This window comes from Paenibacillus sp. FSL R7-0302 (genome assembly GCF_038006885.1).
In the GTDB taxonomy this organism is placed as follows: domain Bacteria; phylum Bacillota; class Bacilli; order Paenibacillales; family Paenibacillaceae; genus Paenibacillus_AQ.
This window is the reverse complement of record NZ_JBBOWB010000001.1, coordinates 4,379,813-4,393,918: the sequence shown is the minus strand read 5'-3', so window position 1 is coordinate 4,393,918 and position 14,106 is coordinate 4,379,813. Positions and strand designations below refer to the sequence as shown.

At 52.0% G+C, this 14,106-nt stretch carries 15 protein-coding genes; 13 read left to right on the top strand and 2 right to left on the bottom strand.

Annotation, left to right across the window (positions count from 1 at the left end):
• Positions 1-57 precede the first annotated feature (57 nt).
• Positions 58-1,098 (bottom strand): HD-GYP domain-containing protein, encoded by a 1,041-nt coding sequence (locus tag MKY96_RS19100; RefSeq protein WP_340942390.1) that lies wholly within the window; start codon positions 1,096-1,098, stop codon positions 58-60.
• 158 nt (positions 1,099-1,256) lie between these two features.
• Positions 1,257-1,505 carry a molybdopterin converting factor subunit 1 gene (moaD, locus tag MKY96_RS19095; protein WP_340755251.1) on the bottom strand — a complete coding sequence of 83 codons (249 nt, stop codon included), beginning with the start codon at positions 1,503-1,505 and terminating at the stop codon, positions 1,257-1,259.
• Positions 1,506-1,657: 152 nt separating this feature from the next.
• Between moaD and MKY96_RS19090 the strand changes: the two genes are divergently transcribed.
• The 13 genes from MKY96_RS19090 (at position 1,658) to MKY96_RS19030 (ending at position 14,040) form a co-directional block, all read left to right on the top strand.
• Entirely contained in the window at positions 1,658-3,097 is a 1,440-nt protein-coding gene (locus MKY96_RS19090) for a bifunctional metallophosphatase/5'-nucleotidase (RefSeq protein ID WP_340942389.1), read from the top strand.
• A gap of 75 nt (positions 3,098-3,172) precedes the next feature.
• Positions 3,173-3,994 (top strand): undecaprenyl-diphosphate phosphatase, encoded by an 822-nt coding sequence (locus tag MKY96_RS19085; RefSeq protein WP_036721455.1) that lies wholly within the window; start codon positions 3,173-3,175, stop codon positions 3,992-3,994.
• A 58-nt stretch (positions 3,995-4,052) separates the two neighbouring features.
• On the top strand, positions 4,053-5,159 hold the full coding sequence (locus MKY96_RS19080; protein ID WP_036721458.1) for an HD-GYP domain-containing protein: 1,107 nt from the start codon (positions 4,053-4,055) through the stop codon (positions 5,157-5,159).
• Positions 5,160-5,328: 169 nt separating this feature from the next.
• Entirely contained in the window at positions 5,329-6,468 is a 1,140-nt protein-coding gene (gene yfkAB, locus MKY96_RS19075; RefSeq protein ID WP_340942386.1) for a radical SAM/CxCxxxxC motif protein YfkAB, read from the top strand.
• A gap of 18 nt (positions 6,469-6,486) precedes the next feature.
• Positions 6,487-7,845, top strand: coding sequence for a hemolysin family protein (locus MKY96_RS19070; RefSeq protein ID WP_445671450.1), 1,359 nt, complete (start codon positions 6,487-6,489; stop codon positions 7,843-7,845).
• A 289-nt stretch (positions 7,846-8,134) separates the two neighbouring features.
• On the top strand, positions 8,135-8,350 hold the full coding sequence (locus MKY96_RS19065; protein ID WP_036692819.1) for a spore coat associated protein CotJA: 216 nt from the start codon (positions 8,135-8,137) through the stop codon (positions 8,348-8,350).
• A 3-nt stretch (positions 8,351-8,353) separates the two neighbouring features.
• Complete coding sequence (locus tag MKY96_RS19060) at positions 8,354-8,620, top strand: spore coat protein CotJB (protein WP_036721463.1); 267 nt, start codon at positions 8,354-8,356, stop codon at positions 8,618-8,620.
• Positions 8,621-8,669: 49 nt separating this feature from the next.
• Positions 8,670-9,239 (top strand): manganese catalase family protein, encoded by a 570-nt coding sequence (locus tag MKY96_RS19055; RefSeq protein WP_036692823.1) that lies wholly within the window; start codon positions 8,670-8,672, stop codon positions 9,237-9,239.
• Between the two features lie 164 nt (positions 9,240-9,403).
• Positions 9,404-10,285: an Rpn family recombination-promoting nuclease/putative transposase gene (locus MKY96_RS19050; protein WP_340944641.1), complete on the top strand. Its 882-nt coding sequence runs from the start codon at positions 9,404-9,406 to the stop codon at positions 10,283-10,285.
• A gap of 437 nt (positions 10,286-10,722) precedes the next feature.
• Entirely contained in the window at positions 10,723-11,907 is a 1,185-nt protein-coding gene (locus tag MKY96_RS19045) for an acetyl-CoA C-acetyltransferase (RefSeq protein WP_340942385.1), read from the top strand.
• A gap of 34 nt (positions 11,908-11,941) precedes the next feature.
• Positions 11,942-12,682 carry an acetoacetate decarboxylase gene (locus MKY96_RS19040; protein ID WP_340942382.1) on the top strand — a complete coding sequence of 247 codons (741 nt, stop codon included), beginning with the start codon at positions 11,942-11,944 and terminating at the stop codon, positions 12,680-12,682.
• A 40-nt stretch (positions 12,683-12,722) separates the two neighbouring features.
• Positions 12,723-13,391, top strand: a complete 669-nt coding sequence (locus MKY96_RS19035) for a CoA transferase subunit A (protein WP_340942381.1) — start codon at positions 12,723-12,725, stop codon at positions 13,389-13,391.
• Entirely contained in the window at positions 13,384-14,040 is a 657-nt protein-coding gene (locus tag MKY96_RS19030) for a 3-oxoacid CoA-transferase subunit B (RefSeq protein ID WP_340942379.1), read from the top strand. Before MKY96_RS19035 ends, MKY96_RS19030 begins: the two co-directional genes overlap by 8 nt.
• The last annotated feature ends 66 nt before the right edge of the window (positions 14,041-14,106 follow it).

The following is a 14,106-nucleotide window of genomic DNA, read 5'->3' as shown; positions in this document are numbered from 1 at the left end:
GCACTTCTGCGGCAACGCAGGGGGCTGCTTGATTTATTTTGCGAAGAGGAAATCTCTCTACTCCATGTAAATCTCAACGACGGCAATTGTGCGTTCGCGGGACAGGTCAAGGAACTTGCCTTCGCTCTGTACAAGCGGACGGAAAACATCCAGCGGGTTGTTCATCACGATAACACCCATATCACCGGTGCTCAGCAAAACGCGCTTGCCGATAAAGTTCGGCATCAGGTGATTGATGAAGGCCTGAACCGGTTTGCCGTTCAGCTTCCCGAAGCTGAGGGAGTTGATCTCACGCAGAACGGAAATCAGCTCCTGCTTGGACTGGTAGACCCGGTGAGTGGTCATGGCGCTGTAAATATCCGCAACGGCTGCAATCTGGGCGTAAGGATGGATATCTGTCTTGGTCAGCTGCTTGGGATAACCGGAGCCGTCCTCGCGTTCATGATGCTGCAAGGCAACCAGCGCTGTGAATGGATCGTTCATGGAATTCTGTATGATTTCGTGCCCGTAAACCGTATGTAATTTGATCTCTTCGTATTCATCAGGGGTTAACTTGCCGGGCTTGTTCAGAATCGCAGGGGAGATGCGGCATTTGCCGATATCAATCAGGTATCCCGCACGCCCGATCTCGTAGCACTCTGTCTTGGAATATCCGAGCCACGAGGCAAGATAATAGGAGAGCATGCCTACCTGCAGGGAATGATTGTAGGTATAGTTATCTTCCCGGTCCAGCAGCAGCAGGAGTGTTACTACGTCCTTATGTTTGTCCAGCGTGGACAAGGTCGGCTGCAGAATATCATCTACTACGGACTGGTTGAAGCTGCCTTTGCTGAGCGCTTCCATATATAGAGACTCAAAACCGTCAATCGTGGTATCGAAGCTGCTGGCTGCTGCCTGAATGATTGAGGTCCGGCTGGAAGGAGCAGGCTCTTCCTGTACCGTTTCAATATCTACATAATCAACGCCGTGCTGTATCAGCTTGGCGATTTCCTCCAGTTGCAGCCGTGATCCCTTAGGGAGTACATGCAGCCCGCGGGAGCTGAAGGTATCCATCCGCAGATGATCACCCGGTTTAAGATCCATCACGTGTACTCTCAATGAATAGGCCACCTTACTATAGCAATTTTTTACAGCATAGCAACAAAGACTGCAATATTCAATGGTGTAAGAGTACTGATTGTAGCTTGCAGATTGTGCAACCCGCTGGTCCTACCCTGTTGTGTATCTGTGCAGATTCGCAGAAGGGGACGGTCCGATTAACCGCCGGACACGGGCGGAATGAAGGCCACCTCTGAGCCTTCGGTAATATCCGTATCATCAGGCGCATATTCCTGATCAACGGCTACCAGGGATACACTGATCTGCGGCGCGGCGTCAGGATAGGAGGCGGAGAGGAGTTCCTTCAGCCGGCCTGCTGTCACAGGGGACTCATGGGCGTGGAAGACCAGCGTGGAGGAGCCGATGATTTCGGCCAGACCGGCGAACAGCCGGATGGAGATATGCATGCTTTCTTCACCCTTTCTGACTTAAGCTTAGGACAGCTTATAATGATTACAATATACCATATTGAGTCTGAAAATGTTATGCTAACTCTAGAACTGAACAAGCCTGCCGCTTACTTTATAAACGGCTGTACAAGTGGGAGGGAAGCCAGCTTATGAAGCCTGGGCCGCACAGATTAACCATTATTCATACCAATGATATACATAGCCACTTTGAAATGATGAGTCCGCTCGCGGCAGTGATATCCGCGATGAAGGCAGAGGCGGGCGGGGAGCCGGTGCTGCTGCTAGATATCGGCGATCATATGGACCGCGCTGCTGTAGAGACGGAAGGCACGATGGGTCAGGCCAACATAGACATTATGAATCTGACCGGATACGATGCGGTTACCATCGGCAACAACGAGGGTCTCACCTTCTCCAAGGAGATGCTATCAGCCATATTCACAGGTATCCAGTGTCCTGTGGTATGCTGCAATTTCCTGGAGTCCGCCACGGGTAAGCCGCCGCACTGGATGCAGCGCAGCGCGGTCCTGGAGAAGGACGGCATCAAGATTGGACTGACCGGTGCGACGGCGGCCTTCACCTCCTTCTATTCCTTGCTCGGCTGGGATGTTCTGGACCCGGAAGAGGCGCTGCGCGAGCAGATTCAGCTGCTTGCCCCGCAGGTGGATATCGTGATCATTCTGTCTCATCTGGGGCTGCCCGCAGACCAGAGACTGGCAGAGAAGCTGGAAGGCGTGCATGCCATTCTGGGCGGGCATACCCACCATATGCTGGAGCAGCCGCAGATGATTAACGGGACAGCCGTATGCGGCGCCGGCAAATTCGGCAGGTACGCCGGACGGCTGGTCTTCGAGCGGGAGCAGCCGGACGGAGGATTTCACTTGGCCGAAGGAGGCTGCACGGAAGTTGATCCTGCCTTGACAGAGGAGCTTATTGCTCCGGCGGCAGCGATCCATCTGCAGCGCGGGCGTGAGGCCCTGGAGGAGACGGTTGCCATCAGCGACCGCATGCTGCCGCTGGATCTGCAGGGGGAGTCTCCCTTTGGCAACCTGCTGGCACAGGCGGTCCGCCAGTTCACAGGCAGTCCCATCTCGCTCGTTAATACAGGCCAGCTGCTCGGCCCGCTGCCGGAGGGTAACATTACCGCAGGCATGCTGCATGCCTTATGTCCTTCTCCGATTAATCCCTGTATTGTACAGCTGACAGGCAAGGATATCCGCACTGCACTGGAACAGAGTCTGATGGCAGAGTTCCGGAATAAGGTCATCTACGGATATGGCTTCCGGGGAGAGGTACTGGGCACCCTGGCCGTGGACGGATTAAAAATCTTGTACGATCCAAGGGTCATGCCTTATGATAACGGTATTGCGATTTTTGCCGGCGGGGAGCAGCTGGAGGATACCAAGGTATATAGTGTCGGCACGCTGGATATGTTTACATTCCGTACAGGCTACGAGAGTATAGCTAATGGCCGGGAGGCGGTATATTTGCTGCCTCATTTCCTCCGCGATCTGCTGCGGATGGAGCTGCAGCGGCCGGGGAGTCTGGATGAGTGTGAAGCGGTTCGCTGGGAGAGGCAATCCACCTGATGATCCACACCATTTTTTGTAAAATTGATAGTTCACGCAGTACCAGGTTTCATTGACTAGATCAGGAGGAGTAATATGGATACAATTACAGCCATTATTCTGGCAATTGTGGAAGGAATCACGGAGTTCATTCCGGTTTCTTCGACGGGACACATGATACTAACGACTAAGCTTCTGGGATTCAATGAGCAGGATTCGATTATGAAGACGTATGAAATTGTGATTCAGCTGGGGGCTATACTGGCGATTGCGCTGGTCTACCGCCAGCGGATTGTGGATCTGCTCGGATTCGGCCGCAGAGACAGAGGGGGCGTAATGCCGGCAGCCCGATTGAACCTGATTCATGTGCTGCTGGGTATCGTGCCTGCGCTCGCTGTAGCTTTTTTTGCCCGGGACTTCATCAAAAGCCTCTTCGGGGCATCCACCGTCCTCTGGGCGCTGGTCGCAGGCGGTATTCTGATGATCATTGCCGAATGGGTTAACAAACGCAAGATCCGCGTGACAGCGCATGATCTGGATGATCTGTCCTACGGGCAGGCACTCTCGATCGGACTGTTCCAGATTATTTCCGTCCTCTGGCCCGGGTTCTCCCGCTCCGGCTCGACGATTTCCGGGGGGATGCTGAGCGGGGTGAGCTACAAGGCCTCGGCCGACTTCTCCTTCCTCATCGCAATTCCGATTATGTGCGCGGCCTCGGGGTATGAGCTGCTGGATTCCTACAAGAATTTCACGAGTGAGACGATCGGATATTTTGTCATCGGCTTCATTATTTCCTTCATCGTGGCTTATGTGGTGGTGGTTCTGTTCATGAGAATGATCCAGAAGATCAGACCGACGCATTTTGCTATTTACCGCTTTATCCTTGCAGCCGTCTTCTGGCTGTTTATTATGCGTTGATTCTCAGCTTGGCATCACAGCAAAGCAATTTTACCGTTAAAGGCAGGAGTGAGCCAAGGTGCGTCTAGTATCCGTTAACCGGCTTCAGGCGGGAATGAAGCTGGGTAAAAAAATATATAATGATGAAGGGCTGGTTCTGCTTGCGGACGGAGTGGAGCTTACCGATTCCCTGATCAAGCGGCTCGCCAGAATCGATATCGGCTATATCTATATTGAGGATTCACTCACGGAGGATATTGTGATCCCCGGAATGCTGCAGGATGAGACGCGTAATCAGGCGCTCAAGGTGATTCGTAACCAGTTCCAGCAGATGTCCGGTGCCTCGGGGATCACCAAAGGCTTTTATCATCTGGATAAGAAGTTCTCCAAGGTGATGGATTCCATCCTCGACGACATGTCCCTGCAGGAGGACCCGATGATCATGCTGCTTGACATGCACACGGCTGACAATTACCTGTACGTCCATTCCCTGAACGTATGCCTGTATACGCTGGTGCTGGGCATTGCCCATGGTTACAGCAAAGAAGAGCTGCGGGTCATCGGGCTTGGTGCGCTGCTGCATGATATCGGCAAGACGCAGATTCCTGTCAAAATTGTTCAAAAGCCCGGCATGCTCAGCGAGGAGGAGTTCCGGCATATGCAGGCGCATACCGAGATCGGATACCGCATTCTTAAGGAAGAGCCTAATATTCCTCTGCTGGCGGCCCACTGTGCCCTGCAGCATCATGAACGGATTGACGGCTCCGGCTATCCGCGCGGACTGACCGGCCCGCAGATCCATGAATATGCGAAATGGCTGGGGGTCGCAGATTCCTATGATGCGATGACCTCCAACCGGATCTACAAAAAAGCCATGCTGCCCCATCAGGCGGTAGAAGCGCTGTATGTCGGCTCTGGAACTCTGTACGAGCAGAAGCAGCTGGAGTTATTCAGAGACCGTGTGGCCATCTATCCGCTGGGGCTTACGGTGAAGCTCAGCTCCGGCGAGAGCGGTGTGGTGGTCAAGATTGATCCCAGCACACCGCATCGGCCTGTTGTCCGGGTGCTGAATGGACCCGAAGGCGAAACGGTTACCCCCTATGAGCGTGATCTCAGCAAAGCCCTCTCTGTAGTCATTGTGGATGTGACGGACGGGGGAGAACCTGTAGTGAAAAGTACCGGATAGGTGTTCTGCGCAGCGAGGAGAGAATAGGGTATCTGCAGGAATTGCGGAGCTGTATTCTCCGCCTTGCTGTTTTTTTGAGTAGTCGTGGTATGATATAGCTTAAGTTATCGTTCTTTTTCTTTTGTTTTGGGTTAATAATAAGGAATAAGCATTAAAGGAGCATTAAGAAATGAGTATATTAGAGCCATCATCTATAATTCCTGTAAAAGAGCTGTCGCCGGAGTATGATCCGTGGGACCCGATTACTTCACTCCGCGAGTACGGACAGCATGTGCTGACCAGTGTAGAGATGACGGTCACGAATCTATGCAATATGCGCTGTGAGCATTGCGCCGTCGGCGACAGTCTTACGATGAAAGAGGGAGAGCTGCTGCCTTTAACCAAGATGCTGAAGCGTCTGGACGAGGTAGAGCACCTGCAGACTATCAGCATTACGGGCGGGGAGCCGATGTTCCGTGCCGGGACGGTGGAGAATACCATCGTACCGCTGCTGAAATATGCACGGGAGCGCGGCATCCGTTCACAGATCAACTCGAATCTGACCATGCCGTATTCCCGTTATGAGCAGCTGCTCCCTTACCTGGACGTCATGCATATCTCGTTCAATTATGTGAACGGCGATGATTTCCACGAGGTGGGCTTCGCGAACAGCGGGCACCCGGTCTCGAAGGAGGCCGCCTACCGGCTCTACGACACGATGCTGGAGAATTCCCGCCGGCTGAGCAGCGACGGTATGCTGATCTCTGCCGAGTCGATGATCAACTACCGTACACACACCAAGCTTCCCGAGATTCACCGGCTGATTGGGGACATGGGGGCAAGACGGCATGAGGTACACCCGATGTACGCATCCAGCTTCGCCTCGAAGCTGCCTGTGCTGTCGCTCCGGGAGATGAATACTGCCATTCATTCCCTGCTGGATCATCGTGACCCGGAGATGTGGATGCTGTTCGGCACGCTGCCGTTCTTCGCCTGCAGCTTCCTGGAGGAAGACCAGAAGCTGCTGGGCAGACTGCGCAGCGAGAAGAATTTAACGCTGCGCAATGATCCGGACGGAAGAAACCGGGTCAATGTCAACCTGTTCACGGGCGATGTCTTTGTAACGGACTTCGCCGATATATCCGCCTTTGGCAATATCAGCGACGCGAAGCTGGATGACATTTTCACTGAGTGGCAGACTAAGCATCCCTTGAATCAGCAAGTGAACTGTTATTGTGATGCAGCAGGCTGTTGCGGGCCTAACCTGCTCGTGGCCGATATGTATTATCCCGGGGTCGATTTCAAAACCAGAAAAGCGATCACCTTGTAGAAATGGGGCGTTATTATAGTGCATACGGAATTTGAAATAGGAAGATTAGTGCTTAATCTTTTGCTCGTTCTGGTGCTCGTATTATTAAATGGTGTATTTGTTGCGGCGGAATTCTCGCTGGTTAAGGTCAGACAGTCCCGTCTGACCCAGCTGGTCAGCGAAGGGAACAAAATGGCGGGATATGCGCTAAAGGTCAACAAGCGGCTGGATTCGTATCTGTCGGCCACCCAGTTCGGGATCACACTCGCTTCCCTTGGACTCGGCTGGGTCGGGGAACCGGCGATCTCGGAGCTGCTGGTGGAGCCTCTGATGTACCAGATCGGTGTTACTGACCAGACGCTAATCTCAACGGTATCTGTGATTATCGGCTTCTCGATTATTACCTTTTTACATATTGTGCTGGGGGAACTGGCACCGAAATCTCTGGCTATTCAAAAAACAGAAGGCTCAGCACTGCTGCTGTCCGCTCCGCTGATGTTCTTCTATAATCTGTTTCTGCCCTTCATCTGGGTGCTGAATGCATCAGCGAACGCTCTGCTGAGATTGTTCGGAGTGGAGCCGGCCAGTGAAGCCGAGGCTGCCCATTCGGAGGAGGAAATCCGCATTCTGATGAATCAGAGCGCGAAGAGCGGGGTAATCGATCAGGATGAGATGAAGCTGATGGATAACATCTTCGAATTCTCGGACCTGCTGGCCCGTGAGGTCATGCTGCCGCGTACGGATATGGATGTACTCTACAGCAATCTTCCGCTGGAGGAGAACATGCGGATCATCACGGAAACGAAGCATTCGCGTTATCCGGTAGCCTTCGAGGACAAGGACCGGATTATCGGCTTCATCCATATCACGGATCTGCTGTTCGCCCCGCCGGAGCAGCAGAATGATCTGGCTTCCCTGGTCCGGCCGATTCTGAACGTGCCGGAATCGATGGAGATCAGCCATGCGCTGCGGCTGATGCAGAAGAACAAGGCCCAGCTGACACTGGTCGTTGACGAGTACGGCGGAACGGCGGGGCTGCTGACCGCTGAAGAGATTCTGGAGGAGATCGTAGGCGATCTGCATGACGAGTTCGAGGATGAACGCCCCAGCGTAGAGCGTAACGGCGATTACATCTCCGTAGAGGGCCGGATGCTGATTGAAGACGTCAACGATCTCACAGGCGTCGTGATTGAGGATGACGAGGTGGATTCCATCGGCGGCTGGCTGTTCAAGGAGCTGGAGGGCAATCCGTCCAAGGGTAAACAGGTAGTGGTTGGCGATGTCACCTTCGAGGTGGAGGAGTCCACCCGGCTGCGGATTACCCGGATTAATATCCACCGCGAGCCTGCGCCAGAGCCTGAAGAGGATGCGGAAGGCGGGGAAGAGGAGAAGGAGTAAATGTAGTGAGTGGAAGGGGAAGCGTAAGAGAAGAGGGATGCTTAAGCGAATGCGGCTATCCCCCGCCCTTATATTTTCCAATATAGCAGGGTACTTCAGAAGCCGGTTTACAAGGTTTTTGGGGTCCCTGTTTTTTTGTTGTGCAGGAATGATGATTATCGGCGGCGATTTTATTGGGCTGTTGTTCTTTTCCACCCTTGGACCGTCATAAGTTAGTTACGAAGGTAATGATCAGAGATCTGGACATCCATCAGGCAATACTGTCAAACCCAAAGAGGAGGAATGATCATTGAACTCCCAGGATCGCGTATGGACACCGTACAGGGGACCGTTTGATCCTTGTCCGCCAGTGCCGTTCAAGACGTATGTTGTGCCGCCGAACCAATTCGTCACGTTTCAGCCCCCGAATCTGCCGCAGTTCTCCCTGCCGGAGGCGCTCAAGCATGGAACGTTATGGCCATCGCTATACAGCCCTTATGAATCCAAGTTCAAAGGAGGGAAGTAGGCTATGGAAGCTAATCCTTGCGAGCCCCGTTATTACGAGATGCTGGAGCAGCTGCAGGTACTTGATTTTGCACTCGTAGAGCTGAATCTGTACCTGGACACTCATCCGCAGGATGTGAAGGCGATTGAGCAGTTCAATCAGCTGACGTATGAGCGCACCAAGCTGGCGAACCAGTTCCAGGAGCTATACGGACCGCTGCAGAATTTCGGCCGCGCCTATTCCAAGGCTCCATGGCAATGGAGCGAGAGTCCCTGGCCTTGGCAAGTCTAAGGCATGAAGCCGGGAATGAAATAAGTCTTAAGGAGGGGGAAGTTCACGAATGTGGATCTATGAGAAAAAGCTGCAATACCCGGTGCGTGTCGGCAAATGTGATGTGCGGATGGCCCGGTATCTGATGGAGCAATACGGCGGTGCGGACGGCGAGCTGGCTGCGGCGCTGCGCTATATGAACCAGCGGTATGCAATACCCGATAAGGTAATTGGTGTACTTACAGATATTTCCACTGAGGAATTCGCCCACTTGGAAATGATTGCCACCATGATCTACAAGCTGACCAAGGACGCCTCGGTGCAGGAGCTGGAAGCCGCAGGCTTAGGCCCGAACTATGCGCAGCGGGATCATGCGTTGTTCTACAACAACTCTGCCGGTGTTCCGTTCACAGCTGCCTACATCGCTGCGAAGGGAGATCCGATCGCTGACCTGTATGAAGACATCGCCGCAGAAGAGAAGGCCCGGGCTACATACCAGTGGCTGATTGACATGACCGACGATGTGGATCTGCAGGACAGCCTCAAGTTCCTGCGCGAGCGGGAGATCATTCATGCGATCCGGTTCAAGGAATCGGTGCAGATTTTGATTGAGGAGAAGGATAAGAAGCGGGTGTTTTGAGCGCTGATGCATATACAAATAGTTTAAAAAGAAGAGCCACAGGAGCAACATCTGCGGCTCTTCTTGCATTAAATGCGAACATGTGTTCTTTTTGTTATATTGAATTCCACTAAAATGGAATATACTCACAAGAAACAGTCAGGATATAACAGGAGGCGACTAAAATACCCTTACCACATGATGAGGCTTTTAAGAAGCTGCTGGAGACGTTCTTTCAGGAATTTATTGAGTTGTTTTTTCCTGAGCTTGATTCCATGCTGGACTATAGTGAAACCCGGTTTCTGATGCAGGAATTGCTGGTGGATATTGTTGGCGAGGAAGCGCGGGAGCTGGATCTGCTGTTGGAAATCCGCTATAAAGGACTGGACGGTTATATTTTAATCCACCTGGAGCCGCAGTCTTATCGGGATTCACGGTTCCATGAAAGGATGTTTATTTACTTCAGCCGTCTGTTTGAGCGCTACCGTAAAGAGCATAAGCTGATTATTCCGATTGCCATCTTCACTTCAGATGAGATCAGGGAAGAGCAGGACACCTTGGAGATGGTTATTCCTGAGCATCAGATCCTGCGCTTTCAGTTTCTCAAGGTAGAATTGCGTAAGCAGAACTGGCGAAGATTTATTGATTCAGACAATGCAGTAGCTGCTGCGTTACTAGCTAAGATGGGGTATACTACAAGAGAAGCAAGAGATGTGCGCCGGGAGTTCCTGCGCATGTTCATGAAGCTGAAGACACGGCTCGATCAAGGACGGCTGGCACTTGTGATGTCAGTGGCGGATTTATATTTCCAGCCGGACCGGGTCCAGGATGAAGAGATTATAAAAGAATTGATGATACAATACCCGGAGGAGGGTGAAGCGATTATGGAACTCATGCCAGCCTGGAAGCGTTGGGGATATGAAGAAGGTATAGCTGAAGGAATAGAACAAGGCATAGAAAAGGGCCAAGCCGAGATTATCCGTAAGTTACTGCTTCATGGATTTACCCCGGAAGAGGTGTCCAAAGCCGTGGAGTTACCGGTGGACGAGATTAAGAAGCTGGTGTAAGCAGGGCTGCTTCAAATAACGGAACATTATGCTAAGAGAGCTGCAAAAAACGCCTCCAGACCCAAGTAAGGGTCGGAGGCGTTTTAAATATGAACTCTTTTGGTATGTTTTCATGCGTTTTTCTGAAATAATCATTAATAACCAGAATATCAAAGGAAATGATAGCATGACCTCGTTGGGGGAGTGTACAAGGGCCTAGAGGTATTTGTATGTAAAATTATGTAATAATACCAATGTTGAGCAAAAGGGAATTTAGACTTACACTAAATATGTAAATAAATTACAAATATTCAGATGGAGGAAGGCGATCAAGGCAACTAATCCGATCAAGCGAATCAAGCGAATCAAGCTGAACAAGCCGTAGCGCATACTCTCTCATACATTGTGATCATACCCGCATGTAAGTCCAATACCATCTGAAAGGAATGTGAGATTTTGTGAACAGAGTTGCACTGGTTAGTCCCTTACGGACAGCAGTTGGTTCATTTAACAACGGACTTTCGACACTAAGTGCTACAGAATTAGGAGCAAATGTGATGACGGCCTGTCTTCAGCAAAGTCATGTAGAGCCTGCGCTAGTGGAGCAGATCTACCTGGGCAATGTTCTACAGGCGGGCGAGGGCCAGAATCCTGCCAGACAGGCGGCGCTGCAAGCCGGTATTCCTATTGAAGTGCCTGCAACAACCATTAACACCGTTTGCGGTTCAGGGCTTCATGCCGTCGCTTTAGCTTACAACTCTATTCGGGCTGAACAAGGGAGTGTCCTTCTGGCCGGGGGGATGGAGAGTATGTCTAATGCCCCTTATGTGCTGAGAAATGCAAGAAACGGCTATAAGCTTGGAAACAGCGAGCTGATAGATACCGTGGTCGCTGACGGGCTGACCTGCCCGATCAATCATTACCATATGGGCATTACAGCCGAGAACATTGCCGAGAAATATCATATTTCACGACTGGAGCAGGATGAATTTGCCTATGACAGCCAGATCAAGGCCGCCGAAGCTAAACGGAACCAGGTTTTTGCAGAGCAGATTGTGCCCGTGATGACTAAAATCAAAAAAGAGACAGTCTGGTTTGCGGAGGACGAGCATGTAAGAGGAGAGGTCAGCAAAGAGAAGCTTGCTCATCTGAAGTCTGCTTTTAAAGAAAACGGGTCGGTTACTGCCGGAAATGCCTCGGGGATCAATGATGGAGCGGCGGCTGTGCTGGTCATGTCGGAAGATAAATGCAAGGCGCTTGAGGTAGAGCCTTTAGCCTATATTAAGGGTTATTCACTGGTTGGCGTAGATCCTGCCTACATGGGAATGGGTCCGGTAAGAGCTATTAAGTCGCTGCTTAAGAACCAGGATATCCCTCTAGAAGCTATCGATCTGTTCGAGATTAATGAAGCCTTCGCGGCACAGGCCATAGCGGTATTGCATGAGCTGGAGATTAACCCGGAGAAGGTGAATGTCAATGGCGGCGCGATTGCGATTGGACATCCTGTCGGGGCAAGCGGAGCCAGGGTACTTGTTACGCTGGTCCATGAAATGGTCCGAAGCTCTAAGCATTACGGTATAGCCAGCTTGTGCATCGGAACGGGGATGGGCATTGCCATGCTGGTTGAGAACGCACACTATTAACACAACGCTGACAGAAAGGGAGTTTAAGATCATTATGAATGCAAAAGAGGTTCTAGCGCTGCAATCCATGCCTGCGGCCAGTCCGGGTTACGGACGTCCGCCTTACCGCTTCATCAACCGTGAATTTATGGTCATCACTTATGAATCTGACCCTGCTGCGATCAGACAGGCGGTCCCGGAACCCTTACAGCCGGATGGAAGCAATACCGTGTCTTATGAATGGATCAAGATGCCCGATTCGTCGGGCCTGGGAAGCTATGAGGAGAGCGGGATCGTGATTCCGTGTACCTTTCAGGGGGAGCCGTGCAATTTTGTCGCCCAGATGTATCTGGATAATGCGCCTGCCATTCTGGGAGGACGGGAGATCTGGGGGTTCCCCAAAAAGTGGGCCTCTCCCCGCCTGAGCGTTGCAGGCACAGAGACGCTGACCGGTACGCTGCACTATAACGATGTCCTGGTAGCCGTGGGAACCATGCTTTACAAGCATAATGTGATGGATACAGAGGACACTGCTAGAGCTATCGCCAAAACCCAAGTGAATCTGAAGCTGATTCCCGATGTGGATGGGACCCCTAAGATTGCGCAGCTGGTTGCCTACACTCTTGAAGATGTTCATGTGAAAGGCGCTTGGACCGGGCCAGCCCGCTTAAGCCTGATTCCCCATGTGAATGCCCCTGTGGCCGATTTGCCGGTGAAGACGTACCTCGGGGGAAAGCATTTTATTGCCGATCTAACACTGCCCTATGGCCAAGTCATTCATGATTATCTCCAGTAACCAGCTTTTCTCCAAATAATGAACAAGGAGCCTGAAATCTATGATAAACAAACTAATCTCCGCCGAAGATGCCGTGAAGAGGGTGAAGGATGGAGATACCGTGATGATCGGCGGTTTTCTGGCTGGTGGCCACCCCGAAGAGCTGGTGCGTGCGCTTGTCGAGACGCAGTCAGCCGGTCAGCTCTCGCTAATTTCCAATGATACGGGCACCCCGGAATTATCGATCTATAAGCTGGTAAAAAGCGGCCGGGTCAAGCGGATCTATGCCTCTTACATCGGCGCAAACCCGGAAACCGGAAGACTGCTGATGACCAGAGAAGCTGAGGTGAACCTCTATCCGCAAGGGACGTTAGCCGAGAAAATCCGTGCCGGAGGAGCAGGGCTGGGCGGTGTGCTAACCCCTGTAGGGGTAGGGACGATTGTCGAGGAAGGGAAGAGGAAGCTCGATATTGAAGGAAGGGAATATCTGCTTGAGCTGCCCCTTCATGCAAATGTGGCGCTGATCCGGGCCCATAAGGCGGACGAAGCGGGGAATCTGGTGATCGACGGCTCTTCCCGGAACTTCAATTTCGTAATGGCGATGGCGGCGGATTATGTAGTAGCTGAGGTAGATACTTATGTGAAGCTTGGGGAGATTGATCCCAATCATGTCAACGTCCCGGGGATTTTGATCGATGCCATTGTAAAGGTGGGGAATACGCATGAATAACCGGGAATTTATTGTCAGAAGAATCGCCCAGGAGTTCAGAGACGGCGATGTAGTGAATCTGGGGATCGGGATGCCGACCCTGGCAGTCGATTATATCCCGGATGATGTCCAGATTATGCTGCAGGCGGAGAACGGAATACTTGGTGTAGGCCCCAAAGCGGCCAAGTCAGAGGAAAACATCGACTGCATCGATTCTGGCGGGAGCTTCGTGACTACGACGGCCGGAGCCTGCTATTTTGACAGCGCACTCTCCTTTTCAATTATCCGTGGAGGGCATGTGGACATCACCGTGCTGGGTGCGCTTGAAGTCGATGAGCAGGGCAATCTGGCCAGCTGGATGATTCCGGGGAAAAAGGTGCCGGGCATGGGCGGAGCGATGGATCTGGTCGTCGGGGCTAAGCGGGTTATTATCGCCATGGATCATGTAAGCAAGGACGGGCAGCCGAAAATAGTGAAGAACTGCAAGCTGCCCCTGACGGCGGTACATGTCGTAAACACGATTGTCACTGAAATGGCGGTCATCGAGGTGATCCCGGGCCAGGGGCTGATGCTGATGGAAATTGCACCGGGTCTGACGGTGGAAGACGTTCAGAAGGCTACAGGGGCCGAGCTATGGATCTCCCCGGATCTTAAGGCGATTGCTATCTAATACAATAAAATTTAATATGCTTACATTGCGATGATTCTACGAACATATTACGCCGTTATGCTGTCT